At 45.8% G+C, this 25467-nt stretch carries 32 protein-coding genes; 14 read left to right on the forward strand and 18 right to left on the reverse strand.

The genetic code is table 11. From position 1 onward, the window contains the following. Nucleotides 1–55: 55 nt before the first annotated feature. Nucleotides 56–244, reverse strand: coding sequence for a hypothetical protein (locus IPG41_01785; GenBank protein QQR55642.1), 189 nt, complete (start codon nt 242–244; stop codon nt 56–58). Here IPG41_01785 and IPG41_01790 point away from each other — a divergent pair. Both IPG41_01790 and IPG41_01795 read left to right on the forward strand, forming a co-directional pair. Continuing rightward, entirely contained in the window at nt 239–772 is a 534-nt protein-coding gene (locus tag IPG41_01790; GenBank protein ID QQR55271.1) for a sigma-70 family RNA polymerase sigma factor, read from the forward strand. The genes IPG41_01785 and IPG41_01790 overlap by 6 nt on opposite strands. A gap of 1 nt (nt 773) precedes the next feature. Then, nucleotides 774–2183 carry a hypothetical protein gene (locus IPG41_01795; protein ID QQR55272.1) on the forward strand — a complete coding sequence of 470 codons (1410 nt, stop codon included), beginning with the start codon at nt 774–776 and terminating at the stop codon, nt 2181–2183. Nucleotides 2184–2594: 411 nt separating this feature from the next. On the opposite strand, the gene IPG41_01800 is transcribed toward IPG41_01795, so the two are convergent. The 4 genes from IPG41_01800 to rny all read right to left on the reverse strand — a co-directional run bounded on the left by IPG41_01800 (nt 2595) and on the right by rny (nt 6705). Then, nucleotides 2595–3548: a hypothetical protein gene (locus IPG41_01800; GenBank protein ID QQR55273.1), complete on the reverse strand. Its 954-nt coding sequence runs from the start codon at nt 3546–3548 to the stop codon at nt 2595–2597. Nucleotides 3549–3601: 53 nt separating this feature from the next. Then, nucleotides 3602–4159, reverse strand: coding sequence for an RNA polymerase sigma factor (locus IPG41_01805; GenBank protein QQR55274.1), 558 nt, complete (start codon nt 4157–4159; stop codon nt 3602–3604). Between the two features lie 84 nt (nt 4160–4243). Then, nucleotides 4244–5092 carry a hypothetical protein gene (locus tag IPG41_01810; protein QQR55275.1) on the reverse strand — a complete coding sequence of 283 codons (849 nt, stop codon included), beginning with the start codon at nt 5090–5092 and terminating at the stop codon, nt 4244–4246. A 95-nt stretch (nt 5093–5187) separates the two neighbouring features. Continuing rightward, entirely contained in the window at nt 5188–6705 is a 1518-nt protein-coding gene (gene rny, locus IPG41_01815; GenBank protein ID QQR55276.1) for a ribonuclease Y, read from the reverse strand. A 338-nt stretch (nt 6706–7043) separates the two neighbouring features. Here rny and IPG41_01820 point away from each other — a divergent pair, with 338 nt between their 5' ends. From IPG41_01820 to IPG41_01845, 6 genes are read left to right on the forward strand one after another with little or no spacing between them, the layout of a single operon-like run. Beyond that, entirely contained in the window at nt 7044–8780 is a 1737-nt protein-coding gene (locus IPG41_01820) for a lamin tail domain-containing protein (GenBank protein QQR55277.1), read from the forward strand. 24 nt (nt 8781–8804) lie between these two features. Beyond that, nucleotides 8805–10979, forward strand: coding sequence for a hypothetical protein (locus IPG41_01825; GenBank protein ID QQR55278.1), 2175 nt, complete (start codon nt 8805–8807; stop codon nt 10977–10979). 7 nt (nt 10980–10986) lie between these two features. After that, on the forward strand, nt 10987–11328 hold the full coding sequence (locus IPG41_01830) for an NAD(P)H-dependent oxidoreductase subunit E (protein QQR55279.1): 342 nt from the start codon (nt 10987–10989) through the stop codon (nt 11326–11328). A gap of 9 nt (nt 11329–11337) precedes the next feature. After that, entirely contained in the window at nt 11338–12267 is a 930-nt protein-coding gene (locus IPG41_01835; protein QQR55280.1) for an FAD-dependent oxidoreductase, read from the forward strand. Nucleotides 12268–12303: 36 nt separating this feature from the next. Then, entirely contained in the window at nt 12304–12885 is a 582-nt protein-coding gene (locus IPG41_01840; GenBank protein QQR55643.1) for a peroxiredoxin, read from the forward strand. A gap of 38 nt (nt 12886–12923) precedes the next feature. Beyond that, nucleotides 12924–13418, forward strand: coding sequence for a lipoprotein (locus IPG41_01845; protein QQR55281.1), 495 nt, complete (start codon nt 12924–12926; stop codon nt 13416–13418). A gap of 3 nt (nt 13419–13421) precedes the next feature. Here IPG41_01845 and IPG41_01850 read toward each other — a convergent pair whose 3' ends face one another. Continuing rightward, a complete protein-coding gene (locus IPG41_01850; protein ID QQR55282.1) occupies nt 13422–13910 on the reverse strand; it encodes a hypothetical protein in 489 nt (162 codons plus the stop codon). 139 nt (nt 13911–14049) lie between these two features. On the opposite strand from IPG41_01850, the gene IPG41_01855 reads away from it, so the two are divergent. Genes IPG41_01855 through IPG41_01865 form a run of 3 tightly spaced genes read left to right on the forward strand, consistent with a single transcriptional unit; the run spans nt 14050 to nt 15569 of the window. Further along, entirely contained in the window at nt 14050–15015 is a 966-nt protein-coding gene (locus IPG41_01855; GenBank protein ID QQR55283.1) for a bifunctional oligoribonuclease/PAP phosphatase NrnA, read from the forward strand. Nucleotides 15016–15018: 3 nt separating this feature from the next. Continuing rightward, nucleotides 15019–15438, forward strand: a complete 420-nt coding sequence (locus IPG41_01860) for an alpha/beta fold hydrolase (GenBank protein QQR55284.1) — start codon at nt 15019–15021, stop codon at nt 15436–15438. Next, on the forward strand, nt 15375–15569 hold the full coding sequence (locus tag IPG41_01865) for an alpha/beta hydrolase (protein QQR55644.1): 195 nt from the start codon (nt 15375–15377) through the stop codon (nt 15567–15569). The genes IPG41_01860 and IPG41_01865 overlap by 64 nt, the downstream gene beginning before the upstream one ends. An 18-nt stretch (nt 15570–15587) precedes the next feature. Here IPG41_01865 and IPG41_01870 read toward each other — a convergent pair whose 3' ends face one another. Beyond that, nucleotides 15588–16172: a hypothetical protein gene (locus IPG41_01870; GenBank protein ID QQR55285.1), complete on the reverse strand. Its 585-nt coding sequence runs from the start codon at nt 16170–16172 to the stop codon at nt 15588–15590. Between the two features lie 43 nt (nt 16173–16215). On the opposite strand from IPG41_01870, the gene bcp reads away from it, so the two are divergent. Continuing rightward, the gene (gene bcp / locus IPG41_01875; GenBank protein QQR55286.1) at nt 16216–16686 is read left to right on the forward strand and encodes a thioredoxin-dependent thiol peroxidase; all 471 of its coding nucleotides are present in this window, start codon (nt 16216–16218) and stop codon (nt 16684–16686) included. A 45-nt stretch (nt 16687–16731) separates the two neighbouring features. Next, nucleotides 16732–17121 (forward strand): DUF2203 domain-containing protein, encoded by a 390-nt coding sequence (locus tag IPG41_01880; GenBank protein QQR55287.1) that lies wholly within the window; start codon nt 16732–16734, stop codon nt 17119–17121. Here IPG41_01880 and IPG41_01885 read toward each other — a convergent pair. After that, entirely contained in the window at nt 17096–17908 is an 813-nt protein-coding gene (locus IPG41_01885; protein QQR55288.1) for a fused MFS/spermidine synthase, read from the reverse strand. The two genes, IPG41_01880 and IPG41_01885, sit on opposite strands and share 26 nt — an antisense overlap. Next, nucleotides 17905–18573, reverse strand: coding sequence for a fused MFS/spermidine synthase (locus tag IPG41_01890; protein ID QQR55289.1), 669 nt, complete (start codon nt 18571–18573; stop codon nt 17905–17907). The genes IPG41_01885 and IPG41_01890 overlap by 4 nt, the downstream gene beginning before the upstream one ends. Nucleotides 18574–18649: 76 nt before the next feature. Here IPG41_01890 and IPG41_01895 point away from each other — a divergent pair, with 76 nt between their 5' ends. Beyond that, nucleotides 18650–20110: a leucyl aminopeptidase gene (locus IPG41_01895; protein QQR55290.1), complete on the forward strand. Its 1461-nt coding sequence runs from the start codon at nt 18650–18652 to the stop codon at nt 20108–20110. A gap of 3 nt (nt 20111–20113) precedes the next feature. Here IPG41_01895 and IPG41_01900 read toward each other — a convergent pair whose 3' ends face one another. The 9 genes from IPG41_01900 to IPG41_01940 all read right to left on the reverse strand — a co-directional run bounded on the left by IPG41_01900 (nt 20114) and on the right by IPG41_01940 (nt 25378). Next, nucleotides 20114–21217: an AI-2E family transporter gene (locus tag IPG41_01900; GenBank protein ID QQR55291.1), complete on the reverse strand. Its 1104-nt coding sequence runs from the start codon at nt 21215–21217 to the stop codon at nt 20114–20116. Nucleotides 21218–21263: 46 nt separating this feature from the next. Further along, complete coding sequence (locus IPG41_01905; protein ID QQR55292.1) at nt 21264–22097, reverse strand: sugar nucleotide-binding protein; 834 nt, start codon at nt 22095–22097, stop codon at nt 21264–21266. 12 nt (nt 22098–22109) lie between these two features. Then, entirely contained in the window at nt 22110–22481 is a 372-nt protein-coding gene (locus IPG41_01910; GenBank protein ID QQR55293.1) for a M23 family metallopeptidase, read from the reverse strand. A gap of 338 nt (nt 22482–22819) precedes the next feature. After that, nucleotides 22820–23020, reverse strand: a complete 201-nt coding sequence (locus IPG41_01915) for a transposase (GenBank protein ID QQR55294.1) — start codon at nt 23018–23020, stop codon at nt 22820–22822. Continuing rightward, nucleotides 23017–23253, reverse strand: coding sequence for an IS200/IS605 family transposase (gene tnpA, locus IPG41_01920; protein QQR55295.1), 237 nt, complete (start codon nt 23251–23253; stop codon nt 23017–23019). Before tnpA ends, IPG41_01915 begins: the two co-directional genes overlap by 4 nt. 95 nt (nt 23254–23348) lie before the next feature. Beyond that, nucleotides 23349–24113, reverse strand: a complete 765-nt coding sequence (locus IPG41_01925) for a hypothetical protein (GenBank protein ID QQR55296.1) — start codon at nt 24111–24113, stop codon at nt 23349–23351. 46 nt (nt 24114–24159) lie between these two features. After that, a complete protein-coding gene (locus tag IPG41_01930) occupies nt 24160–24399 on the reverse strand; it encodes a hypothetical protein (protein ID QQR55297.1) in 240 nt (79 codons plus the stop codon). A gap of 95 nt (nt 24400–24494) precedes the next feature. After that, nucleotides 24495–24794 carry a hypothetical protein gene (locus IPG41_01935; GenBank protein QQR55298.1) on the reverse strand — a complete coding sequence of 100 codons (300 nt, stop codon included), beginning with the start codon at nt 24792–24794 and terminating at the stop codon, nt 24495–24497. A gap of 155 nt (nt 24795–24949) precedes the next feature. Further along, a complete protein-coding gene (locus tag IPG41_01940; protein QQR55299.1) occupies nt 24950–25378 on the reverse strand; it encodes a hypothetical protein in 429 nt (142 codons plus the stop codon). Nucleotides 25379–25467: the final 89 nt, after the last annotated feature.

Raw genomic sequence — 25467 nt, forward strand, 5'->3', positions numbered from 1 at the left:
AAGTTGGTTAGTGAGAAAAATAATTGAACTAATTATTTATTCATGAACAATTAAATTATTCGATAATTGCAAGGATGTCCTCTTCTTCCAAAAGGAGCATTTCCTGCCCATCCATTTCCACTTCCGTAGGTCCATACTTTTTAAAGAGTATTAAAAAATCAAAAAGCTTCTTTTCATTTTTTGTTGTACTTCCCTTCCTTCCTGCATCTCTCTTGCATAAATCCTGTATCCTAAACCCATGAATTCAGCTCTCATCGAAAAAGCAAAAGTAAATCCTGACGCCTTTGGCAATCTCTACGAGGCGTTCTACGATCCACTCTATCGTTTCGTATACATAAGAGTTAAAAATCAAGACCTCTGTGAAGACCTACTCAGCCAAGTCTGGGAAAAAGTCCTCACTCATCTTAAAACCTTGAAAAGCAACGCACCCGAAGTATTCAGAGCATGGATTTTCCGAATCACCCTCAACACCATCCATGAGCACTTTCGCCAGCACGGTAAAACTCTACTCCCTTTCCCAGAAGATTGGGATCCGCCAGGAAACGAAGATCCCATAGAAGAGCTTCATGGAAAAACCCTAGAAGAAAGCATCACTCTAGTGCTCCACAGTTTGCCTCCAATAGAACGTGAGATTTGTAGCCTTAAAATTTTCGGGGAACTCAAGAACAACGAGATCGCAAAATGCGTCAATCGATCTGAAAATCTAGTGGCAGCTTATCTTTCACGGAGTCTAAAACAAGTCCGCACACGCTTATCCTCTCACCTCTATTAATATGGAAAATCACAACGAATTCCTCAAAAAACTGCAATCGGCCTCTGTACCACAAAACCGTAGCTTCAAAGCTAAACTCAAAGAAGCCTTGATAGCTCGTGCTGAGCAAGAATACCCACCCAAAACTCGGTTCAATCCTTGGCTTAGAGCACTACGCATACCCTTTTCCGTGTTGATTTTAACCTTGATCATCACGCAAATTGCAATTCCAAGCGGCGATGATTCCAGCTCCACCAACGCCCTCAGCGCCTTCATTCAAGAAGCAAAAGCCAGCTATCCCGAAACTGAAGGGAAAATCTACCATGCCAAAATCAAGGGAGAGATGGAATACTATTTTGAAAGCGAAACCTTTAAAGGTTGGCAAACGGTAAGCATCATAGAAAAAGACATGTGGACAGCACCAAACGGAGAGCTAAGGCAGGAAATGAAGATCAGCTCTTTCAATGGTCCCAATGAGTTCGGTGACTTTGAACAAGTGGACCAAACCGATCTAGGCCTATCCAAAAAAGACAGCTATGGAAACATCATTCCTTACACCTTGCTCCAAATCACAGGCACCACAGATGGATCAGGAGGAATAGATGAGCCCATTGGCGAGCCCATTTACAATGTCCATCCTGGCAAGCAGTACGATGATGCGGATTTGAGCAAACAATTTTTAAACCAAATCACTTGTGTGACCAAGGAAGCGGGAGAAGATTTTGATGCCTACGCTTGGTCCACAATCAATAAAGACAGTCTAATATCGGAGGGTCTGATAGTAACGAGCTTCCCACACGATAACAAATACAAAATAGTGGATGAATTGTTTGAGGCCGCCAGCGGCAGCCTTTCCAGTCAAGAAGTCATTGCAATTTTGGAAAAAGTACAAGATGAACCCCAGATCACCTACGAAACCATCGAAACCAATGGAGTAAAAGAAGTCGTCATATCTCTAAATACAAACGACTTCATGCCAATCAATTCAAGTAGCAAAGAAGATCTAATAAAAATCGATAGGAAGGAAGAAAATCTCATCACGATTCACTTCAACCAAGAAACTCATCAACTCATTTCGATGAAAAGCGAGGTCCTATACGATGGAATTGTGCAAAACCGTTCCAGTACAACCGTAGTGTCCTACGAATACTTAGATTACGAAGCGAATAAGGCTTTGTTCGAAACCAATGAAGACTTTGTCGCCAGTCCATACTTCAATCGCTTTGAGCAGAACATTGAAGATTTCGAACCAGGGTGTTACGAAGCTTATTTAAAACTTCCCGATGAAGAAGCAAAAGAGTGGCTAGAACAAATAAAAAGCCAGTTCACAGAAGCAAATATGGAACTATGGAATCACCCTCTATCCTTGACCCTTGGCTATTACCGATTGCCAGGAGAAAATGAAATCAAAGGAGAAGGCTTCAAGAAATAGATAAATTCACAGAATAAGCAATACAGGGGATAGCTGAATCTTAAGCCCTCTTTGCTCGTTTTGCAGCCCGTTTCTCCTCTTTGGACTTTTGAGGGGCCTTTCCTTTGCTGTCCCTTCTCTGAAATTCACCTTTTCCCATAGCGTGAGTGGGTTAATGTGAAAAAAGTGTAGAGGCTATCTCAAAAAAAGGGAAGGACAAGAACGCAGAGGACTTTAAGCTGAAAGAGCTTGATGCAAACAAGCAACTTGTTGTTGACCATGCAGAACAAAACCCACATACCATGTGCCAACTTTCATCTGCGTAGTCAAAGGAACAACAAAGTAAAAACCACGTACAAATTTTCTATAAATCAAAAAATCAGCACCCGCCATGAGACAAGTGCTGATTTCTACTCAAAATGAAGCGCTCCTTTAACACCCTCCTCCGCCCATCATTCCATCGTCACTTTGCCAACTGCTGCACCCATTTTCATCAATAGTGAGTTCCTGAGGCTGGCTGGGTTCTTCTACATCAGCTTGCTCTTCCGAACCTTGCACAGTCACAGCAGTGATTCCTCCACCAATCACCACGCCCTCTATCACAGACTCACCCTCCGAAACCTCTTCTGTAGAGACAGAAAACATAGTGGAAAGTCCATCTCCAAGCCATGTTTTATTTTGTTCAAGACTGAGAGTAGGATCAAAGAACGCAATGCTGAAACGCAGCATCAGACTGTCCTCCTCCCCAGAAAAGAAGAGAGTACTTTCACGCACCTGTCCATTGCCATCTGTAGAACTAGAAAAAGAAAACACTTCACTGGGGAGCAAATCATCCTCCACAAACATGACAACACTGGACCCATCCGCCGTTGTAAACGCCACCGGTCTTCGTTCAGAAAAATAAGAAGCACATCCACTCTGCTCACTCACAATGGCAAGCAAGTTCTCAAGCACAACAGTACAATAAGCATCTCCATTCGAATCCATCAGTGTTTCTTCCGCAATTACTACATCCCTCAAATCAAGAGCTCCTTGCGCTTCAGATAAAATGTGTTCCAAATCAGGAACTTGCAAACGTTCCTCCAAAGCAGCAAGCTCCTCAACACTCAAAGCTTGAATCTGCTCAGAAACTTGGGAAACCAATTCTGCAGCGCTCACCGCAGGGACGGGGTTAACATTAAAATGAGAATCTGGCTTTTGCAGCACACTGAATGTGAAAAGCAAAACAAGAGCTAAACCAATAGGAAAAAGTCTTTTCATAAGATTAAAAGATGAGCCTTCAAACCGTTTCGAAGAAAGAAGAGCTCGTCGTAAACGGGCACGGTGCAAAGGAAGGTCCGGCGTGGACTTGTTCACGTGCTCAAGTTTTTCTTCAATTCGTTCCATAGATTTGAAAGAAAGAAATAAAAGGAAGCTTCCGTAGTTACAATGCAAATTCTTTAAAAGGGTTGCAACGCTCGTAACTTTTCCAGTCCGCGAGAAAGAAGGGATTTCACGGTGCCTTCTCTTTTATTGAGAATGCTGGCGATTTCTTTAACACTTTTCTCCTCAAAAAAACGGAGAGCAATGACTTCTTGATAAAGCAGCGGCAAAGTCTGGATTTGTTTTTGCACACGTAAAAATTCCTCATGACGCTCAAGCACTTCCTCAGCCAAACGAAGCTCCTCTTCTAAATCAGCGGAATCTTTGAGATCAAACCCAGTATTTTCCATCATGGCTTCCAAAGAACACAGCTTCTTTTTCCCTCTAAAATGCATGCGTAGTTCATTGGTTGCAATGCGATAAAGCCACGCCGAAAACGAAACCGAGCGCCAACGAAACTGCCATAGTTTACTCAGTGCCTTAAAAAAAGTTTCCGCAGCCAAATCTTGAGCCAAAGCCAACTCCCCCGTTCGATGAATCAAATAAGCAAGGATCTTAGGATGGTACAAGTCAAAAAGCACCCCAAAGGCCTCGGGGTCTTTTCTGGCAGCTTCAATGAGTTCTTCTTCCTCCAAAATATACTACTTTAATGAGCTACACCTATAATGCACAAAGCAATCAAAGGTTGCAAAACCACTACAAAACCAATTCAAAGAGGCTCAAACTACCCTTTCAGAACGAGGCATCATGGTGGTCATCACTTCTCTCATCAAGTGAGCACCAACACCAGGCACTCCTAGGGCACGCAAGAAAAAATCAAATCCACGCCCGGCGACCCAAGCACCCCCAAGCAATGAATCTGACGACGAACCATTTTCCACATCGTCAGACTTATACGTCAGAACGGTATAGCCCTGCGTATCAAAAGGTCGCCCTTGAGACTGTCGAAGCAGTTGAGCCAAAATATAAGCTCGAGGATGCACACTGGTAACTCCGTCTGGCAACTGCCGCTCCAAGTGCCTGAAACCAGTTTGCAAGCTTACATCACCGCTCAAAGGAGACACTGCACCCACTTCAACAAAGCCCAACTTGTACCCAAACTGCGCACAAGCAGTAATACCTCGCAAACGATATTTCAGACGTTCACTTAACGTTAAAGGACGACCACGCATATCATTCCTTGCATTCACAAACGCAACAAACTCTTCAATCGGGGCCTGAGGTTCAATCACAAAAACCGGAGCGGTCATCTTTAAAACTTCCTGAATTTGCCCTGCGGTGAATTTACGAAGTGCAGTCAAGCACGCGTCCAAAGTAGGAGTTGGAGACAGGTAGTCAGGATTAAAACTTTGCAAAAGTTCAAAAGCATCGCCAAATTGGGTCCTCACCAAAGCCTCAAAGTTCGCAGCATCAGAGGGAACAGGGACATCACTCTGAGGAACCAAGCCCACTGTGTGCAAAAAGTTTTTAAAATCCCTTGGATTCAGACGTCGCAACGCCAACACCTGATCAGACAAAGATGAGCCATCTGCTCTATCCTGCACTTTGGTGGGAACACCGCGTGACATAATACAATAATATGTTTAAGAAAAGATTTTATTGAAAAATCATTCAGAAAGCAAGGCTGCATAGGTCCATTGTTCAATCCAACAGGAAAACCCAATCACCCCGCAAACGCCTCCACGCGCTTCTCGCGGATCACCTCCACCTTGATTTTGCCAGGGTATTGGAGTTCTTTTTCAATCTGGCGAGCCAGTTCGTGAGAGAGTTTGATGGACTGAAGGTCATCGACGTTTTCAGGATTCACAAAGACGCGCAATTCGCGACCCGCTTGAACCGCAAAGGCCTTTTCGATGCCCTCGTGATCCGTTGCGAGTTTTTCAATTTCTGCAAGGCGCTTCACATAGTTTTCCATATTGTCCTTGTTGGCTCCAGGACGCGCCACAGAAATCAAGTTTGCAACCTGAACAATCTTGGCTTCCACCGTTTCTGCATCCACGTCGCCTTCGTTGGCCTCCACACAGTGCAAAAGCTCATCCGAAAGTCCAAACTTTTTCAAAATGTCGCGCCCGATCATGGCATGCTTACCCTGAACCTCATGATCCACAGCTTTACCAATGTCGTGCAAAAGCCCGGCCTTTTTACAAAGATCCACATTCGCTCCCATCAAACCGGCGAGCTCCGCAGCTAAAAAGGCCACTTCTAAGGAATGCTTGAGTACATTTTGACCATAGGCAATACGGAACTTGAGCCGCCCTAAAATCTTGAGCAAATTCGGAGGCAAACCGGCCACTCCAACTTCAAAAGCTGCTTTTTCTCCCAAATCTTTAATAAGAAGGTTCACTTCTTCCTTCACCTTGGCGTACATCTCTTCAATGCGAGCCGGATGAATACGTCCGTCTTCCACCAGACGTTCCAAAGTGATTTTAGCCATGTAACGACGAATGGGATCAAAACCACTGATGATGATGTTTCCCGGAGTGTCATCCACAATCACATCCACACCTGTCACGGATTCAAAAGCGTTGATGTTGCGTCCTTCACGCCCGATGATGCGCCCCTTCATATCCTCTTGAGGCAAAGGCACCGCCGTCGTGGTGGATTCCACTGTGGTTTCAGAAGCGTAGCGCTGAATGGCATCGGCAAGGATTTGTCGAGCTTTTTGATCAACTTCTTCCTTCATATCACGCTCCAGTTTTTTAGCATAGTGGACCAATTCATCCTTGAATTCTTTTTCAATCTGATCCAGGAGCAATTGCTTGGCCTCCTCATGAGAAAGCCCGGCCACATCTTGAAGTTTCTTTTCTTGCTCACTCACAAGACCCAAGGCCTTTTCACGATCTTTTTTCAGATGTTCCGCTTGCTCCTCGAGCTTGGCTTTCATTTTGTCGAGATCTTCGACGCGCGCATCCATCTGCTCTTCTTTTTTTACAAGACGCTGCTCCGATTCTTCCAATTTCTTACGCTTCATTCGCTCCTCTTTTTGAGCTTCTTCGCGCTCGCGCATGGCCTCATTTTTGGCCTTCATGATCATGTCATTGGCCTTCGTGTGCGCTTCGTTAAGGGCCTTCTCTTGCTGTTGGCGTTTTTTGAGATCTTCGCCTTTGATCTGCTGGTTCCGGAAAAAAAATCCGGCACCTCCTCCCACCGCCAGTCCAAGTAGAAGGAGTATCAAGGTCACATAGTCCATGATAATCGAGGGGTTAAACCCGGCAATAACAAAGAGAGACGCAGATCACTCGTCTTTTTTTAAATCGGATTGCATTGTGTATCGAAGCAGAGTTTTCAAGAAGTTTTCAACAATGAGGAAGTTCGATTCGCGTCGTCTTTGTATCCCGGAACTTGAGATAATAAAGAACTGAACGAAGTGTAAAAGAAAAGAGCGACAAGAGCAATGAGTTTTACACAAAATGGCCATTCAGAATTTTGTAAGTCAGGAAAAGTTAATGCGTTTTTAATGAAAATTTCAGGATTTCGTTCAGGTTTTTGGCTTAAGCTCGACACGTCTAACCCCAAACCATGTTCAAAAAATTGCTCAGCTTCTTTATTTTTTTAAGCCTCTGTGCCCCAACGGCCTTAGCGACTCCAAGCCCAGCCAGCTCTTCTACAGGCTGCCCCGCCACAACCACTTCCAGTGGAGCGATCTCCACAACCTTAAGAATCTCTGCCCTTTACCCCAACCCCAATACCGGTGAAGCCGAATGGATTGAAGTGACGAACACCGGCACTCAAACCCTAGATCTCGCCAACTACACCTTAGAAGACGCCACAGGCAACCCTTGGGCCGCTAGCGGAAATCTGGAAGCAGGCGAAGCCATACAAATCACTGGCTTCTCTTTTCAACTCAACAACTCCAATGAAACCGTGACCTTAAAAACCAGCACCGGCACCCAAGTCGACACCTGGACTTATGCAAGCAGCAGCAAGGGCACCATTCTTTATAGAAACGCAAGCGCAAGCACCTCCAGCACTGAAAACACCACAAACGCCAGCCAAACCGAACAAACCACCTCTGCCCCTGCCAGCACCCCCACCGAATGGCCCACTTTCTCAGAAGCCATGCCCAATCCTGAGGGTTCAGACGGCAGCGAAGAATGGATTGAACTTTACAATCCTCACTCTCAAACCTTAAACCTAAACGGCTTACAATTGGACGACGGCGAAGAGGGCAGCAGCCCTCACACACTCAGTGGAAGCCTGCCCGCAGAAAGCTATTTGCTCATCAGCATCCAAGACAGTCATTTGAACCTCAACAACACCGAAGATCACGTTCGTCTGCTCGGGATCAACAATGAAATTTTATGGGATCACCCCTACTCAGACCCAGACGAAGGCAGCAGTTTGATTGCTCATGGAAGCAGCACTGCCTGGACCACCACTCCCACCCCTGGTGAAGAAAACGTACAAAGTGGAAATCTAAGTGAAGAAACAGAAGAGGATGAAGAAACTTCCAGCGAAAGCAATGAAAGCGATTACCAAAACGGAGACCTTTCCGAAGAAGTGACCGTGACCGAAGTGTTTCCCAACCCCGAAGGCCCCGACAACGAAGAAGAATGGATCGAGCTCACCAACGGCGGTGGTGAAGCAGTGAATTTGGGCAACTGGACTCTCACCGATGCCTCAGGTCGCAGCTACACCTTTCCCGACAGCACCGTGATTCAAGCCGGTGAAACCCTCGTGCTCTACCGCACCGAATCCGCCATCTCTTTGAACAATTCCAATGAAAGCCTAACCCTGGCCGATCACACCGGCGAAGTGATGAGTGAAGTGAGTTTTGACTCCTCCCAAGAAGACGAATCCTATTCTGAAATTCAAATCGAAGAAGTCAGCTCGACTCAAGCCTCGGTGTCAGGACTCGGCAACCCTGTGCTCACCGTATGGCAGTGGGTCACGCCCAGTCCTGGGAGTCAAAACCCAGTTTGGAAACAGATCAAAGGCAGCGTGACCGAATTTGATGAAGGCCTGCTCACTCTCTTCGATGGCATCAGCTCTTGGACCTTCAAAACGGCCAACGCCGCAACCGACGAGCTGCTCTACGAACCCGGCAACGTGCTGCTGGTGCAAGCCTCCCTCAAAGACGAACTGTATGAAGTGATGCACGCCGAACTCGTGCAAAGCGCCACAAGCACAGATAAAGGAGGCTCCTTCCCTTGGAGTACGGTGCTCAGCATCACCGGACTCAGCGCCTGGGGCGGCTATGAACTCTACAAACGTCGAAAATCCATTTTGAATTTTAGACCCCAGGCCTTACAATGAGGGGGATCAATTCCCTAGCTACTTATGAACCGTCTCCCCTCGATTCAAAAACTCGGCTTTTTCGACCCTTGGGAAATTCAACGAGCTTGGCAACTACAGTTACGATACAATGAAAGAGCGATGGCAGAAGAAGGAATGACAGAAGGAGATAGACTAGATATACAAAGACAATACGATAATAACAAAGCAGAGGGAAAAAGAACTTTTGAATTGGCAGATCACACTTTAGACAGAGAAGGCAAAGAAAAAAAAGAATTCCTTACAACCGCCCTAAAAAGATTCCAAGATAAGACTGGTATCAACGAAGAAAAATATATCACACGAGTTGAAGAAGCCATAAGCATGAGTGAATTGAAAGAATTGGAAATGAAATTTAAAAAAACAGGGATCCAGTATTACAAAGAACAGATTAATAAATCAGGTTTATTCATTCCTATAGACCACCGCGAAACCGCCTTCGTGAACGATGAGAAAAAAATATATTTTGACTGGATAGAGAAGCAACCATTAGATACGGAAGATTCTGACGAGCCCAGCATCATCGAAGCGCTTTCCAACCTTCAAGGACACTTAGACGAAAGACGTGAGGGCAGGGATCGATTGAAAAGACAAAGCAGTTATGTCAAAGACGAATTCTTCCGACAACTGGGAGCCATGGGTACGAGCGGTTCAAAAGACAAACTGTTAGAAAAAATACTGAAAAGTGTAGGGAATTTGGAAAAAGAACCCTCCTCAATTCAATTTGAATTTAAAAAAGGGAGTAAAACAGCCGAGGGTAAAAAAGATACAGCTGCATTATTAAAAGAAGTAAGAGAAGAGCACGAAAAAAAAACGAAAGCTTATGAGGGCATTTTAAATGCCAATAGCATGTACTTTGGAGGGAAAAAAGTAAAAACCCCAAAAGGTGAAATGCGCGAAGCTCAATGGGAGTTCATGAAGTGGTTCCAAGACATCAAGAAATTTTCAGAAATGGATACGGCTTTGGAACAGTTAGAAGACACCGTAATTCCAGAAAGAAAAGCCGTTTACCAAGAAAGAAATGAACTGGTCAACGCCTTACCAGAGCCAAGAAAAACTGCCATTTTGAACAAAACAAACGAAATGCGCCTTCACACTCTTAAGGCTTACCTCAAAGAGGCAGGAGGAACGAACTTAGAAGAAAGTGCCATCGCATTGGAATACATCGCAGAGTTAGAGACTGCTGAATATGACGGCTATCCCCTCTTCACCAACGATGAAAAACGTGAGCTTAGAAAGGCAGTTCAGAAAAGCAAGCCTGAGCTACAAGAAGCAGAACTCAAAGTGTTACTAGGACGACTCATCCCTACAAGAGAAGCAGAGGTAAGAGATTACTTAAACTTAAGTGTACATCTAAAAGATGATCAAAAGTTCTTCACTGCGAACGTCTATGAAAAAAGGAAGTTCATGCGAGAGGCAATCGCTAAACAAAATCGAGAACTCCAACATCCTTTCGATATTGACAACCTAAAAGACATGAGTCAGGAAGAAAAAATGAGTACTTTACTGACAAAATTACAAAGCAGAGAAGGACAAAGAGATCTAAAGTCTGCAAGAAAAGAGTTGAGCCAAGAAGGAAAAACCCAACGAACCGATACTCAACTAAAAGTCATGGATGTAATGAGTAACCAATGGAAAAACATGCGGACCAAAGGTCTAACTCAACCTGAAAACTACATGACAGAGATTTACAAAGGTGCCAAGGTGAACAATTCACAACTTTGGCGAGGTGCGTGGCAAACCGGAGTTGCCAGAGACGAACACCAACAATATATGGCAGACACCGCTCGAACTGACTTCAAAGCTTACTTATCTTTACGAGGGAGAACATGGGGAGGAAATGCCGTTAAAATTGGTAAAGTAACAAAGGAAGAGCTAAGCAGTGGAAGGGGAACTATAATGGAAAAACTGAAAGAAGCAAAATGGGCAGAAAATATGCTTTTCTTAAACGGCCAAGGGGAAGATGAACTTCACCCAGATGACATGCTTGCAGATTTTCTAGCAGAATCATTGGGTGAAGAAGCAGACCAAATCATCTTAAAAGTATTCGGCATCGATCCAAGCCAGCTGCCCGTAGATTTCAAACAAAGGCTGATTCAAGTGGCAATCATAGGAGAAAATGGAGGGATTTTCAAAAGAGCCCACAACGGAGCCCAAATCATTCGTGATGCAGTAAATTAATTCGCTAATGAAAGTCATTAAAATCTGCCAAGCAGGGTCATGCCAAAGAAACTTCGCTACGAACACCTTAAAGAAAGCGGAGGAAACACTTGGCATCAAAGCCGGCGAAAACACACCCGACGGTAAGCTGCGACTCGAAACCTGTGGCTGCCTTTCCAACTGCGACTTTGGCCCCAACGTGTACATCGGCACTTACGAAGAAAGTCCCTTGTCCCTCTTCTTAAAGGACGGTAAAGTTGAGAACCATATGACGCCCAGCCGCATCGAAAAACGCCTCCACGAACTCAAAGATGAAACCTCAGGCCAAAGCCCTCCAAGTGTCAATCCATTCAAACTCCCCAATCTCTAATCTCTCTCCATGCTCCACGACATGATCATCATCGGCGGTGGGTGTGCAGGCCTTTCCGCCTCCATCTACGCTCGCCGTTACAACATGGACGTCGTCGTCCTCACCGAAGGACTCGGCGGCACCATCACCACCACTCACCTGGTTGAAAATTACCCAGGCTTCACGTCTGTTTCTGGACAAGAACTCGCGGACGCCTTCATCAACCATGCCAAAGCCAACGATGTACCCTTCCGCTTGGGAAGCCGCGTGACTCGCGTATGGCAAGAAAGCAGCTCTGGCAAAGACCCCATCTTCAAAGTGCAATTTGGTGTGGATGTGCACGAAGCTCGCACAGTGCTGCTGGCCACCGGAACCACTTATCGCAAACTCGACGTGCCCGGGGAAGCCGAACTCGCCTCCAAAGGAGTGTCCTATTGCGCCACTTGCGATGCACCTTTCTACAAAGGAAAAAACGTGATCATTGTAGGCGGAGGCGACAGCTCCGTGAAAGAGTCCCTGATTTTGGCAGAACACGCCAAACAAGTGACCATCGTTTACCGCGGCGAAAAGATCACCAAGGCCGAACCCATCAACATGAAACGGGTGGAAGCGACCCCCAACATTGCGATCCGCCTCAAGGCCAACATTGTGGAAATTCTCGGAGACAAGCGCGTTCAAAAAGTAAAATTCGACGATGGCAGCGAAATGGATGTGGACGGCGTATTTATCGAAATCGGACGCATCCCCCTCACCGACATGGTGAACGATCTGGGCGTTGAAAAGAATGAAAAAGGAGAAATTAAAATCAACCTGATGAGCGAAACTTCCATACCCGGCTTCTATGCCGCCGGCGACGTGGCCGACACCGAATGGAAACAAGCCATTGTCAGTGCGGATGAAGGCTGCAAGGCCGCCTTCCGTGCTTTTGAATTCGTTTCCGCTCAAAAGGCTAAACAATAAATGCGCTTCGCGCTTAACCCCTAACCCATGCTCCCTATGTGCTCCTCCAACGGTTCCTGCAACTGCGGAAAATCCGCCTGCTCTTGTAAAGAAAAAGCTTGCCTTCAAGTGGGCAAAGCCGCTCCCGATTTCACTGCTGAAGCCCTTTTCAAAGACGGCGTAAAAACCGTGTCCCTCAAAGATTATCGCGGAAAATGGCTGGTGCTCTTCTTCTACCCGCTCGATTTCACCTTCGTCTGTCCCACCGAAATCACGGCTTTCAACGACGCCTACGACGACTTTGCCGCCATGAACACCGAAGTGCTCTCCGCATCCGTGGACAGCGTGCACGCTCACATGGCCTGGCAAAAAGACCTCGGCATAATGAAATTTGGAATGCTTTCCGACCTCAGTCACCAAATCAGCCGCGACTACGGCGTGCTCATTGAAGACAAGGGCATTGCTCTACGTGGGGCCTTCGTGATCGACCCTGAAGGAGTACTCAAAATGGCCGTGGTGCATGATCTTGCCATCGGACGCAACGTAGATGAAATCGTTCGCGTGGTCAAAGCCTGCCAAAGCGGTGAACTTTGCCCCATCAATTGGAAACCGGGTGAAAAAACGCTGGGAAAGGCGTAGACTAAAAACTCCAAAAGATATTTCTTACCCCCCTCCTTATGAAAAAACTTTTATTGGCCCTCAGTTTGACTTTAATCCTCACGGCTTGCTCCGAAACAGCTCCCGTAGAAACCGACCCCACCGATGAAACACCGACCAAAGCGGTGGACATTGAAATCGACAGCAGCGATTGGGTAGCCCTTCAAGGACAAGGCTTTTATGTGCTCGCTCCCGCTGGATGGACTCTGACCTCTGAACAAGGCGTCGAAAGTTACGCGGGCACCATTTCTGGTGATGGAATGAGCCTGAGCTTTGATTACGGCGCCTTCGTAGACGATGAATTCAAAGACCAAAATGCCGATTACGCCAGCAGCAAAGAAAACATTGATGGAAAAGACTCCATCATTTATTTGCCACGCAACACCATTGAAGGAAAGCTGGGTATTTTCATGAACGTTTCCGAGAACGAAAAGCTCTCCATGACCGGAGAAGCCCTTGATCTCAATGAACGTCTCACCTTGCTCAAAGTTTTACGCAGCGTGGAACTGGATTGAAAATCACTCAAAAGGTAAAAACTCTTCCAGCTTATAATAGTGATCCATCACTTTAAAGCTGCCCGGAGCCTCATAATAAAGATGAACAGTGAAGCCCGCACCCGCTGCACTCAAAGAATAAACGTAAAAGATGGGCCGACTACTTTCAGCATAATTTTGAGGATCGTAAAATTCTTCTACTTCTCTACCTAGTCCTTCTTCCAGAGCAGTGAAGAAGAGATCATCTTCATAATAATCGACGGGATGGCCACCATCATCGACCCAATCCGGCATGCCTCCTTCTATTACGATGATGTAGACATCTTGGTCAACGTACAACTCCATAAGAGGATAGGTGCCTGTTTTTTCTTTGTATTCCTGCAGCAGATTCATGTAATAATCATAGTGCGATAAACGCGCTGCGTCGGCTCCTTCTTGATAGGAGTCTTCAATGTACCCACATCCCGAAAAAATAAGAAAAGCAGCCGCGAGAGTAAAAATTATTTTTTTCACGTGTGGAGAGATTAAAGTCAGTCAAGATATATCAAATTTCAGAACCCACCACAAGCGACCTTTTGCGCAAGTCAAAAGGTCGCTTGTGCCCTTCGCAAATACTCTAAGAAAAACTAGAATGAACGACCTAGCCCTATGCATGAGTTCAGACGCACTCAACAACTTTGCCCAAGCTAAAACTTTGCTCGATCAGGCAAAGCGCGTTGTCATTATTGCACATAAAAATCCAGACGCGGATGCCGTGGGCTCCAACCTAGCCATGCGCGAAGCACTGGAAAACAATGGCAAGCAAGTGCTTTCAGCCTGTGTCGATCCCATCCCAGAAAATTGCCGTTTTTTACACAAGGCAGAAACTTTTGTCCAAGACTTCAATCCCGCCGATTTCGACCTCATCATCACTCAAGATTGTGGCGGACATAAAGTCATGGCTTTTCATGAAACAAAACCGGAACTGCTCGACCGAAGTAAAACGCTGCTCCTCAACATCGATCATCACGCCTCCAACGACCATTTTGGAACCGTGAACGTGGTCATGCCCGAAGCCCCAGCCACCTGCTTCATCCTCTTTTTGATGTTCTCGACCTACGGCTGGACCCTCACCCCCACCATGGCCACCGCTCTTTTGCACGGACTGTACTACGACACCGGCTCCTTCATGCATTCCAACACCAACGCCACCGCACTGCGCATCGCGGCTCGGCTTCAAGCCATTGGCGCCGACCACTCCCGCAGCATCAAAGAGCAATTTCACACTCATTCCCTAGCTCAACTCAAGCTGTGGGGCCGCGCACTCGAACGAGCCAGCCTCAATTCCAAACAAGCCGTGGTCACCGGACTCAGCAGCAAAGATTTTCAAGAACTCGGTGCCAACAAAGACGATGTTTCAGGACTCATCAACTACCTCAACCACGCCTCACCCGCCAAATTTTGCGTGCTGCTCACCGAAGAAGGCAATGGCATCATCAAAGGCTCCATGCGCACTCAAGACCCCGACATCGATCTCTCTGCCCTGTCCCAACTTTTTGGCGGAGGGGGCCACACCAAAGCCGCCGGCTTCAGTATTCCAGGCCGCTTGGTAGAAAAACGAAGCTGGGGTATAAGTTGAGCCATGGCTTCCATTTTCATCTTTCACGGCATAGACGGCTCACCCGAAGAAAATTGGTTCCCTTGGATGAAATCGGAACTGGAAAAAAGAGGGCATTCAGTGATCGTACCCCAATTTCCTCATGGCAAAGGGCACAACCTAGCCACTTGGTTGGAACATTTTTCCAAGTACGAAAAAGACCTTACCGACGATAGCATTTTAATAGGCCACAGCATGGCAGGCGCCTTCATGCTCACTCTTTTAGAAACCCACCCCGTTCGTGCTTGTTTCTTAGTTGCAGGATTCATTGGCCCCTTGGGGTTAAAAGTGTTTGATGAAAGAAATGCCAGTTTCACTGAAAAAGTTTTGCCTGGCAGAAAATCCGCAACAACTGTGCTCATTTTGAAATTTGCCAAAGCGACAACGACCCCTACGTCTCTATAGAAAAAGCAGAGGAACTGAGCCATCACTTAAACACGCCAGTGACCCTTGTGCCCAATGCAGGACATTTCAATCAAAGTGCCGCTTACACAAGGTTTGATTTACTGTTGGAAAGCATAGAACGGCTGACCTAATCTGCCGGTGCAGACTTTTTAAAGCGCAGCAAATCGTTCATTCATCACCTCCCAGTTGAGGTTTTTAACAAAGGCATTCAAATAGTCAGGCTTCTTGATGCCGTAGTCGATCATGAACGCATGTTCCCAACAGTCGAGCGCCATGAGGGGCACTTGATGCACTGGATAGTTCATGTGGTGTTCAAACATAATATAGTGGTGCAATTTTTTATCCACCTTGCTGAAGGTCAAAAGCACCCAACCTGGAGTGGAAGCCGCCGCCGCACGCATGTCCTTTTCCCAGTTTTCCATGCTGCCGAAGGAAGCTTCGAGCGCCGCCTTGAGAACCGCAGACCCTTCGGTGGGAGTGCCCTTCATGTTTTCAAAATACATCTCGTGCAAATAGGTTCCGTTGAAAGCCGTGGCTTCGCGACGTTTGAGTTCGCTGTATTCACCAAAAGAATAGTTGGCGAGTGATTTATCCACCGTCATGAGTTTTTCCTCAATCTCATTGATCTTCTTCACATAGCCTTCATAAAGCGTGAAGTGAGCCGTGAGTTGAGCGTCTGAAAGTCCTTGAAGAGACCCAAGCAACCTAGAAAAGTCTTTTGCAGTATGTGCCATAATTGAGTAGAGTTAGGGATGAGCCCATTCTAACAAAAGCAGCATGGCAAAGACACTCGATTTAGGCGACAAAGTTCCCGACTTCAAACTCCCCTCCTCAGAAGGCAAAGAAATGAGCCTGCACGATTTTGCAGGCAAAAAAATAGTGCTTTATTTTTACCCCAAAGACGACACCCCCGGCTGCACTGTGGAAGCCTGTGACTTCCGAGACACTCAAGCCGATTTCAGTAAACTGAATGCCGTGATTGTGGGCGTGAGCAAAGACTCACTGAATTCGCATGAAAAATTCATCGGCAAATACAAACTGCCCTTTGTTTTACTCAGTGACGAAGATTTAAAGTTGATGGAAGCCTTCGGCGTGTGGAAAGAAAAAACCATGTATGGGAAAACCGCACTCGGCGTGATGCGTTCCACCTTTCTCATCGATGAAAATGGCGTGCTGGTGAAAGCGTGGCGCAACGTGAAAGCCGCCGGCCACGTTCAAAAAGTCTTGCAAGAATTGCCAAAAGTGTAACAAAAGCATGGGAAGCATCGTTTTAAGAAACGTAATCCAATCTCCATGAGCAGAACTTTCTCCGTCTCAGAAGCGAATCGGGCACTGCTTTTTGTGAAACCCGTGATTGAAGATCTGCAAGCCCTGATCTTTAACCTGGCCGCATGGCAAAAAAATCCCGAAGGATTTTTCATAAAAGAACTGGATGAAAAAATTCGAAAAATCCAATATCACTTTGAAGAGCTCAAACAAGTGGGCTGCCTCTGCCGCGACCCTGAACGCGGCCTCGTGGACTTTCCCAGTTTTTACAGAAACGAACCTGTGTTTTTATGCTGGAGCTTGGGTGAAGAAGCCGTGACGCATTGGCATCACATTCAAGAAAACAATGAGCAGCGCAAACCCATCGACGAACTCTTTTTAGAAGCCAACTCTAAAAGCCCTCAAGCAGTTGCATGAGCATGGCCTCGTTGAGCAATTCCACTTGAGAAAGTTTATCGTCCTCAAACAGCGGTGCCTCTGAATCGTGAGCCCGCACTTCAGGTCCTTCCCGCTGCAAGCCTCTCCACTTTTCTTGCAAGGCCGGGTCCAAGTTTTGAACAGGTTCATATCGAGCTTCCTTCCCTGTGAGCAGCAGCGTGTTGAAACTGCCGGGAATGGGCGCGCTAAACACCTCTCCAAAAGGATGGGCTAAAGTGTTTTCAAAAACCGTCAAAAACTCACTTTCACCAGAAGCCACATTGACCGCAAGTAGACCGCCCTCATTCAAATGCTCGGCACAAAGCTCAAAAAATTCACGAGTGGCAAGATGAGCCGGAATGCTGGCTCCGTGATACGCATCCACCAAAATCAAATCGTAACGCTGTGAACTCTGGAGTAAAAAAGCGCGCGCATCCGAATGGAACAAGTCGAGTTTTGCAGAATCCAGCCCCATATAAGCCTTGGAAAGGGCGCTCACTTCGGGGTCCAGCTCCACGCCCGTGATTTCAAGTTCAGGGTAATAAGCATTGAAAAGACGTGTAAAAGTGCCCCCTGCATGACCCAAAATCAGCACAGATTGAGGGTCTTCAAGCATGGTGGGTAAAACGGCAAAATAATTGTAATAATAATGGGAATCCAGCAAAGATGAAGAAGGATCATAAACGGACTGGGTGATCATAATGGTATCAATATGCAGTCGGCGAAGCCCTTTTTCATCTTGAGTGATGAAGATAAAACCATAAGGAGAATCGACAGCGGCAATCATGTCAGCCCGAGCATAAACGTGAGGTACAAACAAAAAAAGACTGAGCAGCAGCATCGTCGCACCCAAAAAAGTCGGTTTTTAAGTCCGTAAACAGCAAGGAAAAGCAAGACGAATCCGAGCACCAAAAACGTCTTTGTGGTGCCCAATAAAGGGATCAAGAAAAAGGTGGGCAAAAACGTGCCAACCAAGCTCCCCAAAGTAGAAACCATGGACAGCCGACCCGAAACGGAGGCCACATGCTCGGCACTGGGTTGAAGCAATTTTAAGGTGAAAGGAACCATCATCCCAAGCATAAAAAGTGGCAGCAGAAAAAACAAAGCCGCAATGAACAAAGAGCCCAAACGCACCGCAAAAGCCAAATTCGGAGACAAACTCACGACCACTTCAGAAAAAAATTGAATCAAAAAAGGAATCAAAAGGATCCAAAAACCCGTAGCGGCGATCAAAGAAAAATACAGCTTCGGTTCAGGGCGTCGATCCGCCAGCTTGCCTCCATAAAAATAGCCGCCTGCCAAAGCCAACAAAACCACCGCAATCACGTTGGTCCACACATAAAGCGAATTGCCAAAATAAGGAGCCAGCAAGCGTGAAGCACTGAGTTCAACTCCCATCACAACCGCTCCACAGAGCGCCGCCGAAACAAAGTAAACAAAACGAGACTTCATGCCTCCACTTTAAAGCGGACTAGAAAAAAAGACCAGAGTGTTGTAGCTTAGACTCACACGCTTTTTAACACTCCCTATGAAACTGCTCCTTCAAGCAAAGGCCCCCAAAGCCGATCTGCTTTTCCTTGCCTTATACAAAAAAGAAAGTCTGAGCCAAACTCAAAAAGAATGTCTGGGAGTTGATAAAAAAACCGTGGAAGACCGCCTGAGCGCCAAGGACTTTGAAGGAGAAGAGGGACAAAGCCTCACTCTGTTCACCGACAAAGGCAGCCCTAAACGCATCATTCTTTTGGGCCGCGGAGACAAAGAAAAACAAATGCCTCAATCCACCGAATATTTAGGCGCCACCATGGCAAAATTGGCCAAAACAGCCAAAGCCAAAAGTGCAGCTATTTTGTGCAGCAACGAAGATTTAAATGCCCTCAGCTGCGGTTTTGTGCTGGGTCATTACGAATTCACGCGCTACAAAAAGAAAGATCCCAAAGCCGTCTCTTTGGAGCAAGTGAGTTTTGTGAGCAACGAAACGAAAGAAGCTAAAAAAATCTTGGAGCGCACGATGGCCTTTATGCACGCCTCCAATAGAACACGAGACCTCATCAATACGTGTGCCGGCGATTTGAACACCGAAGATTTAGCCCAAGCCGCCGTAGAATTGGGGAAAAAGTATAAACTGAAAACCACCGTTTTCGACGACAAAAAATTAAAGAAAATGGGGTGCGGCGGACTCTACGGAATGGGCCAAGGCGCAACCGTGGGTTCCCGCATGGTGATTTTAGAATACCGCCACAAAAGCAAGGCAAAGGTCCCTGCCCTCGCCTTGGTGGGCAAAGGCATTGTTTACGATACCGGAGGAATGAACTTCAAACCCTCAGGACACATCGAAGACATGAAGTTGGATATGAGTGGCGCCGCCACCGTCATGGGCACTTTGCAAGCTCTCAGCGAACTCCACGTGCCGGGCTATTTTGTGGGAGTGCTCTGCATTGCAGAAAATGCCCTTTCGGAACGAGCCATTCACTCTGGAGACGCCGTAAGCATGTACAACGGAAAAACCGTAGAAATCACCAACACAGACGCCGAAGGCCGCATGGTTTTGGGCGATGGACTCGCTTATGTGGAAAAAAATTACAAGCCTAAAAAAATCATCAACGTAGCCACTTTAACAGGAGCTGTAACCGTAGCTTTGGGCTATACCATCACGGGCGTTTTGGGCAACAACGATGCCTTCATCCAAGAAGTATTGGAGGCAGGAAAGGCCGTAAAAGAACGTCAATGGCCCCTCCCCTTGGACGAAGATTTTGTTAAAGCCACAAAAGGCAGCTTCACCGACCTTCAAAACAGCACCGACGGCATTCGTGCGGGCACCATCATGGGAGCCGCTTTTCTCAAAAACTTTGTGGATCATACCCCTTGGGTGCACCTGGACATTGCTGGAACCGCTTGGGTGGAGCGTCCCACGCCAACCACTCAATATGGAGCCACTTCCGCCAGTCTAAGAACCTTGATTGAGCTGGCGATCAAAAACTCAGACGCCTAAGCCTCACTCGTCATGCAGCATGTCGCGGTATTCCAACTGATAAATGTGGAGGATGGTGATGGTCAAACTGAGTATGAGCGGACCAAAAATGATCCCTTTTATTCCAAAAACCAAAATGCCTCCTAAAACCGCCAAAAAAGTCGTGAGGGCATGAGTGCGCGTGCGCGACCCAATGAGCAGGGGGCGAGCCACATTGTCCACAAGAGAGACCAGACACACTCCCCATAAGAGAATAAAAACTCCCCAAAAGATATCCCCTTGAAGCAAAGTGACGAGTGCAATGGGCCCCCAAATTAAAGAGGAGCCTACATAAGGAATCAATAAAGCAGCAAAGGCCATTAAAGTAGACCAAAAAACCACATTGTGCACTCCAGCAATGGCCAAGCCAATACCCCCCACAATCCCTTGCATCATTGCCGTAACAAAGCTTCCCATCACAATGGCATAAGTAGTGTCACGGAGTTTATTCCCAATTTCACTCTCATAACGGTCAGGCAAAGGGCTCAGTGTTCTCAATATTTCCAAAAAACGTTCTCCATCACGGAAGAAGAAGAAAACCGTTAAAAGAAGAATGAAGAATCCAAGCACAGTATCGCGCACAGTAGCCAAAATAGAAGTGCTTTGAGCAACCAAAAAACCAGCAACACTTTGGGTAAGATCTTTGAGGAGAGTCACCATGCTATAGACAAAATCCGAAGCACTAAAACGCTCAGCAAGCGGCTGGAAAAAAGCCCCCAGCACGGGTATCTCACTGAGTCCATCAAAGCGCAAATTGAGCACATCCCAAGTGATCCACGTGCTAGAAAGCAGTTGATAGGCATTCAAAGCTTCCTGACTTAAAAACAAGATAAAAAAAGCGAGTGGCGTCAGCACAACAATCATCACAAAGAGCGTGCTCAAAAAGGCAGCGATATTATGGTGACGCGGCAGCAAAGTCCTCATCCACTTATACAAGGGGTAAAAAATCACCACAATGGTGGCGGCATAAATGAGAACGTTGAAAAAAGGAGAAATGATCCAAGCAAACAAAAGCAAAATGCCCACCACAAAAAGAGCAAAAAAATAACGGGCAAAATCAGGAAGAATTAAATTTTTGGATGGATTCATAGCGTAAAGAGTTCAATGCCACCCTAGCATGCCCTTCAAGCTTTTTCTAGAGGCCCTCTAGATATTGACGGTACAAAATCAAAGATTCGCGAATAGCCTGAGCAATAGGGCGCAAATGAATGCCCTCGCTTTCCAATTTTTTCACCGAAAGTCCACAATTGGAGCGTCTCGCTCGAGTGAGTTTTTCCATTTCCTCAACAGTGAAAAGCTCATAGCGATATTCCGGATCCACAAGCTCAATGTAAAGGTCTAAAATTTCTTTATGCGTGATCACACCCGGATTGGTCACATTGTAAATACCCGTGGCCCTTTTTTGAATGAGCACCTTTGCGGCTTTCATAAAATCTTCCAGCACGCTGATGGAATTGGGCACCGAAATGACTTTAGGATATTTTAAAATTTTAGTGATGAAATTGCGCTCGCCGGGCACGCTGTCAAAAGGCATGCGCAGACGCAATTGTAAAACCTCAAAATCTTTGAGCATACGCTCGCTCCACGCCTTGGTTCTTGAATAATAACTGCCCTCAAAATTGGGCGTATCTTCTTCCGAGTACCCTTCGCCATTTTTATAACCTTCATACACACAACCGCTGCCGATGTGCACCATATAAAGCCCCAAGGCCTCGCAAGCCCGAGCCAAAATAACCGGCGCCACTGCATTCGAAAACAAGGTTTCCATTTTATGATCTTCACACCAATCCACATTGGGCCGCCCCGTCTTTCCCGCACAGTTCACCACCACCTCCGGTTTTTGGGCTTCCAACTCGGCTTTTACACTGGAGTAATCTTCAATCCGAACTTTAGAAATCACGGCTTCCGGCGCAAAGGCCTCCAAAAAATGCTGCGCAATGTATCCTTGGCCAAAAATAAGAATTTTCATAAGGAAAAAATCTCACAGAGAGTCCCAATAGTCAAATTGCAAATAGCTCAAATGCTCTCCAGGAATCAGGGCAAAGTGCAAATGTTTGCGCTCGCCATCGGTTTCTTCGCTATACGCCTCCCCTAAAAACCCCAAGATTTGCCCTGTTTTCACCTCATCGCCCACAGAAACAGTCAAGGAGGAACGATCCACATGTCCATACAAAGCCAAAAGAGTTTCCCCTTGCAAAGAGTAACGAAGCACCAAAACCCCACCATAACCCTCCACTTCGCTTGCCGCAAAGACCTCTCCATCGGCAATCGAAAACACCGGCACATCCTCGGACAAATCGCCAGCTTCCACATCCACCCCGGTGTGGTACCCCTTAAAACGCTCCGGTTGCAAGCTTCAAGTAGGTGAAACTTTATCCGAGGATGGAAAGGCAGATCCGTCAAAACCAAATTCAACCCTTCTTGTAAATTTTTCTCCAGCAAATACAACGGGAAATTTATCGATCATCAGAAGAAACCATGGACAAGTCATCGATAGCATTGACTGTAATGGGATTGGCGTAACAACAAGATGCACCTACCATTACGGTGAAAATGAAAAGACAGTAGCAACAGACCTGGTGTCGGATTTACTTCTTGCAGCAAATTCAGCATGCGATGCCTTTAGAGCAGTGCAGCAAACGCCGTTCACACCCACTTTTAATGAACCTCCCCGAGCTTACGCTCGGGGTTTCAGCCTAGTTCAAGCTGCGCTTGGCCCGCATCTTCTTCGCCCTGTTGTTGGATATACTTTCGAATGACCTCCTCGTTAATCCCAACTGTGGAGGCAAAGTAACCTGCCGACCAAATACTTCTCGTCCCCCAGTACACTTTTCTAAGAAACGGAAACTTTATGTTCAACTCACGAGCTGTGTTGGCTTTTATTATTCTCACCACCTCTCCCCTGCTATTTGTGGAGGTATGGAAATTAAAATATGTACATGGTCTAAATCCGTGTTTACCTCTTTCACCACCAGTTCCGGATAGTACTTCGGAATATCCTTCATCACTTCCTGCAGAAAAGCCAACACACCTTCGTTGAATATCTTCCGACGGTATTTGGTCGGCCAAACTAAGTGATAGTCACAGATGAAAACTGCGTGTGAGCTTTTTCGTAGCTTCTTCATGCCTCCACTTTACACCACCACGAAGATGCGGGCACCCACTACATCCCTCGGGCTTACGCCCGGGGAACTACGTCAGTTGATTAGATCCATTTGATCTAATTTGCTCCTAGTTTACTGCTAGACAGATACTCAATCTTGCCGGTATCTAGATGAAGCGCAAAAGTTGAAAAGTAATCGCTATCCGTACTAGGACCGATATAACTCAACGTATCCTCATCTATCCATTGAGCTGAAAAGCCTACGTTATAATAAGGCTCTATTGCTTCAATGTCATAGGGATCCACTGAAACAAAATGGCTATCTTGAAAATTTAAAACGTAAATCAGAGTACTGTGTGGAAAAGCCGCAGTAACATTGTCATTGATCGCAGTGATCACCAGTTGATCATAATCAGGACTCCAATTTCCTATCGAGGCACGCGTCTCCTTTGAAAAAGTGACTAGCGTGCTGACTTCATCTGTATAACGAGAATACAATTTGATAGAGGCCATATCGTGATCAACTCCTTTCGGTAAACCGTCATGAACTCCATATACGAAAAAATCCTCGTTGACAGATGAAATTTTTTCATTCATATGATAAGAGCCATCGAGAGGATAAGAACAGTGAACCTCTTCAGGACAAATCATTGGATCTCCATCCTTGTCCAGGAATTGAATAGTACAAGTAGAATCTTCACAAGTATTGGTCACCTTAAAAGTATTCCCTTCAAAAAGGGTGCTCGTCTGCAAAGGATGCACCAAGGAGTAATCACTCGTAGAAAAAATCTTAATGTCCTTGTCTTGAGCAATTGAATTTCCATGAATAGGAGCTTCTTTGGAACAAGAAGCAAAGAGAATGAATATAGCGATAATGAGCAAGGAGTATTTTTGAACCATTGTTTGTAGTAAGGCTACCCACTCGGGTCTAGTACCCTTGAATGAAGGCCATGAATAGGTAGTAAGCAACAGTAAAAAAACTCAACTTTGCAAACTCTACAAAAAGAGCAATTAAGAATAAAAAGGGTTTAAACCCCTTGAAACTTCCCCAGTAGTCTTGCTCGTCTAATTGCTCATGAAAAGCATTTAAATAGGTATCCTTATAAGCTAACCAAACATAATAGCCGGGGATGATTGGCGCTACAAATGCCATACTTTTATAAAACATAGGATGTTTATAGCTTATTTTTTGAAGATAAGTCATGAGAATCAGGCGCCCAAATTGGAAGGGTTACAACTGGCTGGCTAAGCGGATCTAGTACTCTAAGCCTTTTTCCGTAAAAAACTAATAAACAAACCGATAAAATAACCAAATACAAAATGCTGGAAACTACCGAGCAGAGCAAGCACCATCAAATCTGTTGTCATGGACGCTCCTGCTAAAAAAGGGAGCGGAACGGATGTCATAATCAAACTGGCGGGCAAGTACCAAAATACCGGGAGAAAAGTCAGGCCATCCGCTGCATTTTCAGGAGAAATGAGGCTGCCCAAAAGCAATACAACCCAAAAGACCAAATCAAGACTTAAAAATATTATTCCTAATCGGAAAGGAAGTTTTTTCATAATTTTTATTAACATCTCCCAGAGATAGTACCACAATCGCTTCCTTCTCCCTAGGAAAGTGAGTCATAGGCTTTCAAACTGCCCGAACTGGCTGGCCACTCGGGTCTAGTACTTTTTAAGCTATTTGATTACATCATTTACAGTTAATCAATGACCTAAGACTTAGTATAATAAATTAATTGTGCCGGTTGATCATTGAAAACTTCATCTACAGGTAGCTCTAAAATAGGAGAACCTATTTCAGCACCCAATCTTGATTTTACAAAAATATTCCCTTCTATTTTACTTACTAATCCGGCATGTAGAATTTTAGGCCTGCCATTGGGATTGCACCAAACTGCAATATCTCCAATTTTAGGATCTTTAGTTATTTTATAATCTCTATCAATCACAGCCTCCAGATCATGTGACCAAGCAAAGTATGCTTTATTACGTGCACCAATCCAAAACAGTACAGTCCCTCTACAATTTGGCGTACTAGTTTCTTCATCCAAGGCAGCTAATGCTAACTCAAATCTCCTTGTGAAGTCTGCAGTCGTAGTCACCTCATTTGGTCCAATATCACCAAGAGTATCGTCACCCACATTATCCTGATAATATTCCGCAACTCTGCTTCTCATAAGCTTTAAATATTTATCGCATAATTATAACATATTACTTCGACAATAAATAG

It is taken from the genome of Candidatus Peregrinibacteria bacterium, from assembly GCA_016699145.1.
Classification (GTDB): domain Bacteria; phylum Patescibacteriota; class Gracilibacteria; order UBA1369; family 2-02-FULL-48-14.

Excerpts from the sequence above, each read along its gene's own strand:
- IPG41_01905 (QQR55292.1), bottom strand. The coding sequence starts at position 22,097 with ATGAAAATTCTTATTTTTGGCCAAGGATACATTGCGCAGCATTTTTTG.
- IPG41_01935 (QQR55298.1), bottom strand. The coding sequence starts at position 24,794 with ATGAAAAAACTTCCTTTCCGATTAGGAATAATATTTTTAAGTCTTGAT.
- IPG41_01880 (QQR55287.1), top strand. The coding sequence starts at position 16,732 with ATGAGCAGAACTTTCTCCGTCTCAGAAGCGAATCGGGCACTGCTTTTT.
- tnpA (QQR55295.1), bottom strand. The coding sequence starts at position 23,253 with ATGAAGAAGCTACGAAAAAGCTCACACGCAGTTTTCATCTGTGACTAT.
- IPG41_01885 (QQR55288.1), bottom strand. The coding sequence starts at position 17,908 with ATGATTGCCGCTGTCGATTCTCCTTATGGTTTTATCTTCATCACTCAA.
- IPG41_01860 (QQR55284.1), top strand. The coding sequence starts at position 15,019 with ATGGCTTCCATTTTCATCTTTCACGGCATAGACGGCTCACCCGAAGAA.
- IPG41_01810 (QQR55275.1), bottom strand. The coding sequence starts at position 5,092 with ATGTCACGCGGTGTTCCCACCAAAGTGCAGGATAGAGCAGATGGCTCA.
- IPG41_01825 (QQR55278.1), top strand. The coding sequence starts at position 8,805 with ATGAACCGTCTCCCCTCGATTCAAAAACTCGGCTTTTTCGACCCTTGG.
- IPG41_01830 (QQR55279.1), top strand. The coding sequence starts at position 10,987 with ATGAAAGTCATTAAAATCTGCCAAGCAGGGTCATGCCAAAGAAACTTC.
- bcp (QQR55286.1), top strand. The coding sequence starts at position 16,216 with ATGGCAAAGACACTCGATTTAGGCGACAAAGTTCCCGACTTCAAACTC.
- IPG41_01895 (QQR55290.1), top strand. The coding sequence starts at position 18,650 with ATGAAACTGCTCCTTCAAGCAAAGGCCCCCAAAGCCGATCTGCTTTTC.
- IPG41_01820 (QQR55277.1), top strand. The coding sequence starts at position 7,044 with ATGTTCAAAAAATTGCTCAGCTTCTTTATTTTTTTAAGCCTCTGTGCC.
- IPG41_01790 (QQR55271.1), top strand. The coding sequence starts at position 239 with ATGAATTCAGCTCTCATCGAAAAAGCAAAAGTAAATCCTGACGCCTTT.
- IPG41_01930 (QQR55297.1), bottom strand. The coding sequence starts at position 24,399 with ATGTTTTATAAAAGTATGGCATTTGTAGCGCCAATCATCCCCGGCTAT.
- IPG41_01840 (QQR55643.1), top strand. The coding sequence starts at position 12,304 with ATGTGCTCCTCCAACGGTTCCTGCAACTGCGGAAAATCCGCCTGCTCT.
- IPG41_01855 (QQR55283.1), top strand. The coding sequence starts at position 14,050 with ATGAGTTCAGACGCACTCAACAACTTTGCCCAAGCTAAAACTTTGCTC.
- IPG41_01795 (QQR55272.1), top strand. The coding sequence starts at position 774 with ATGGAAAATCACAACGAATTCCTCAAAAAACTGCAATCGGCCTCTGTA.
- IPG41_01890 (QQR55289.1), bottom strand. The coding sequence starts at position 18,573 with ATGAAGTCTCGTTTTGTTTACTTTGTTTCGGCGGCGCTCTGTGGAGCG.
- IPG41_01870 (QQR55285.1), bottom strand. The coding sequence starts at position 16,172 with ATGGCACATACTGCAAAAGACTTTTCTAGGTTGCTTGGGTCTCTTCAA.
- IPG41_01845 (QQR55281.1), top strand. The coding sequence starts at position 12,924 with ATGAAAAAACTTTTATTGGCCCTCAGTTTGACTTTAATCCTCACGGCT.
- IPG41_01800 (QQR55273.1), bottom strand. The coding sequence starts at position 3,548 with ATGGAACGAATTGAAGAAAAACTTGAGCACGTGAACAAGTCCACGCCG.
- IPG41_01835 (QQR55280.1), top strand. The coding sequence starts at position 11,338 with ATGCTCCACGACATGATCATCATCGGCGGTGGGTGTGCAGGCCTTTCC.
- IPG41_01900 (QQR55291.1), bottom strand. The coding sequence starts at position 21,217 with ATGAATCCATCCAAAAATTTAATTCTTCCTGATTTTGCCCGTTATTTT.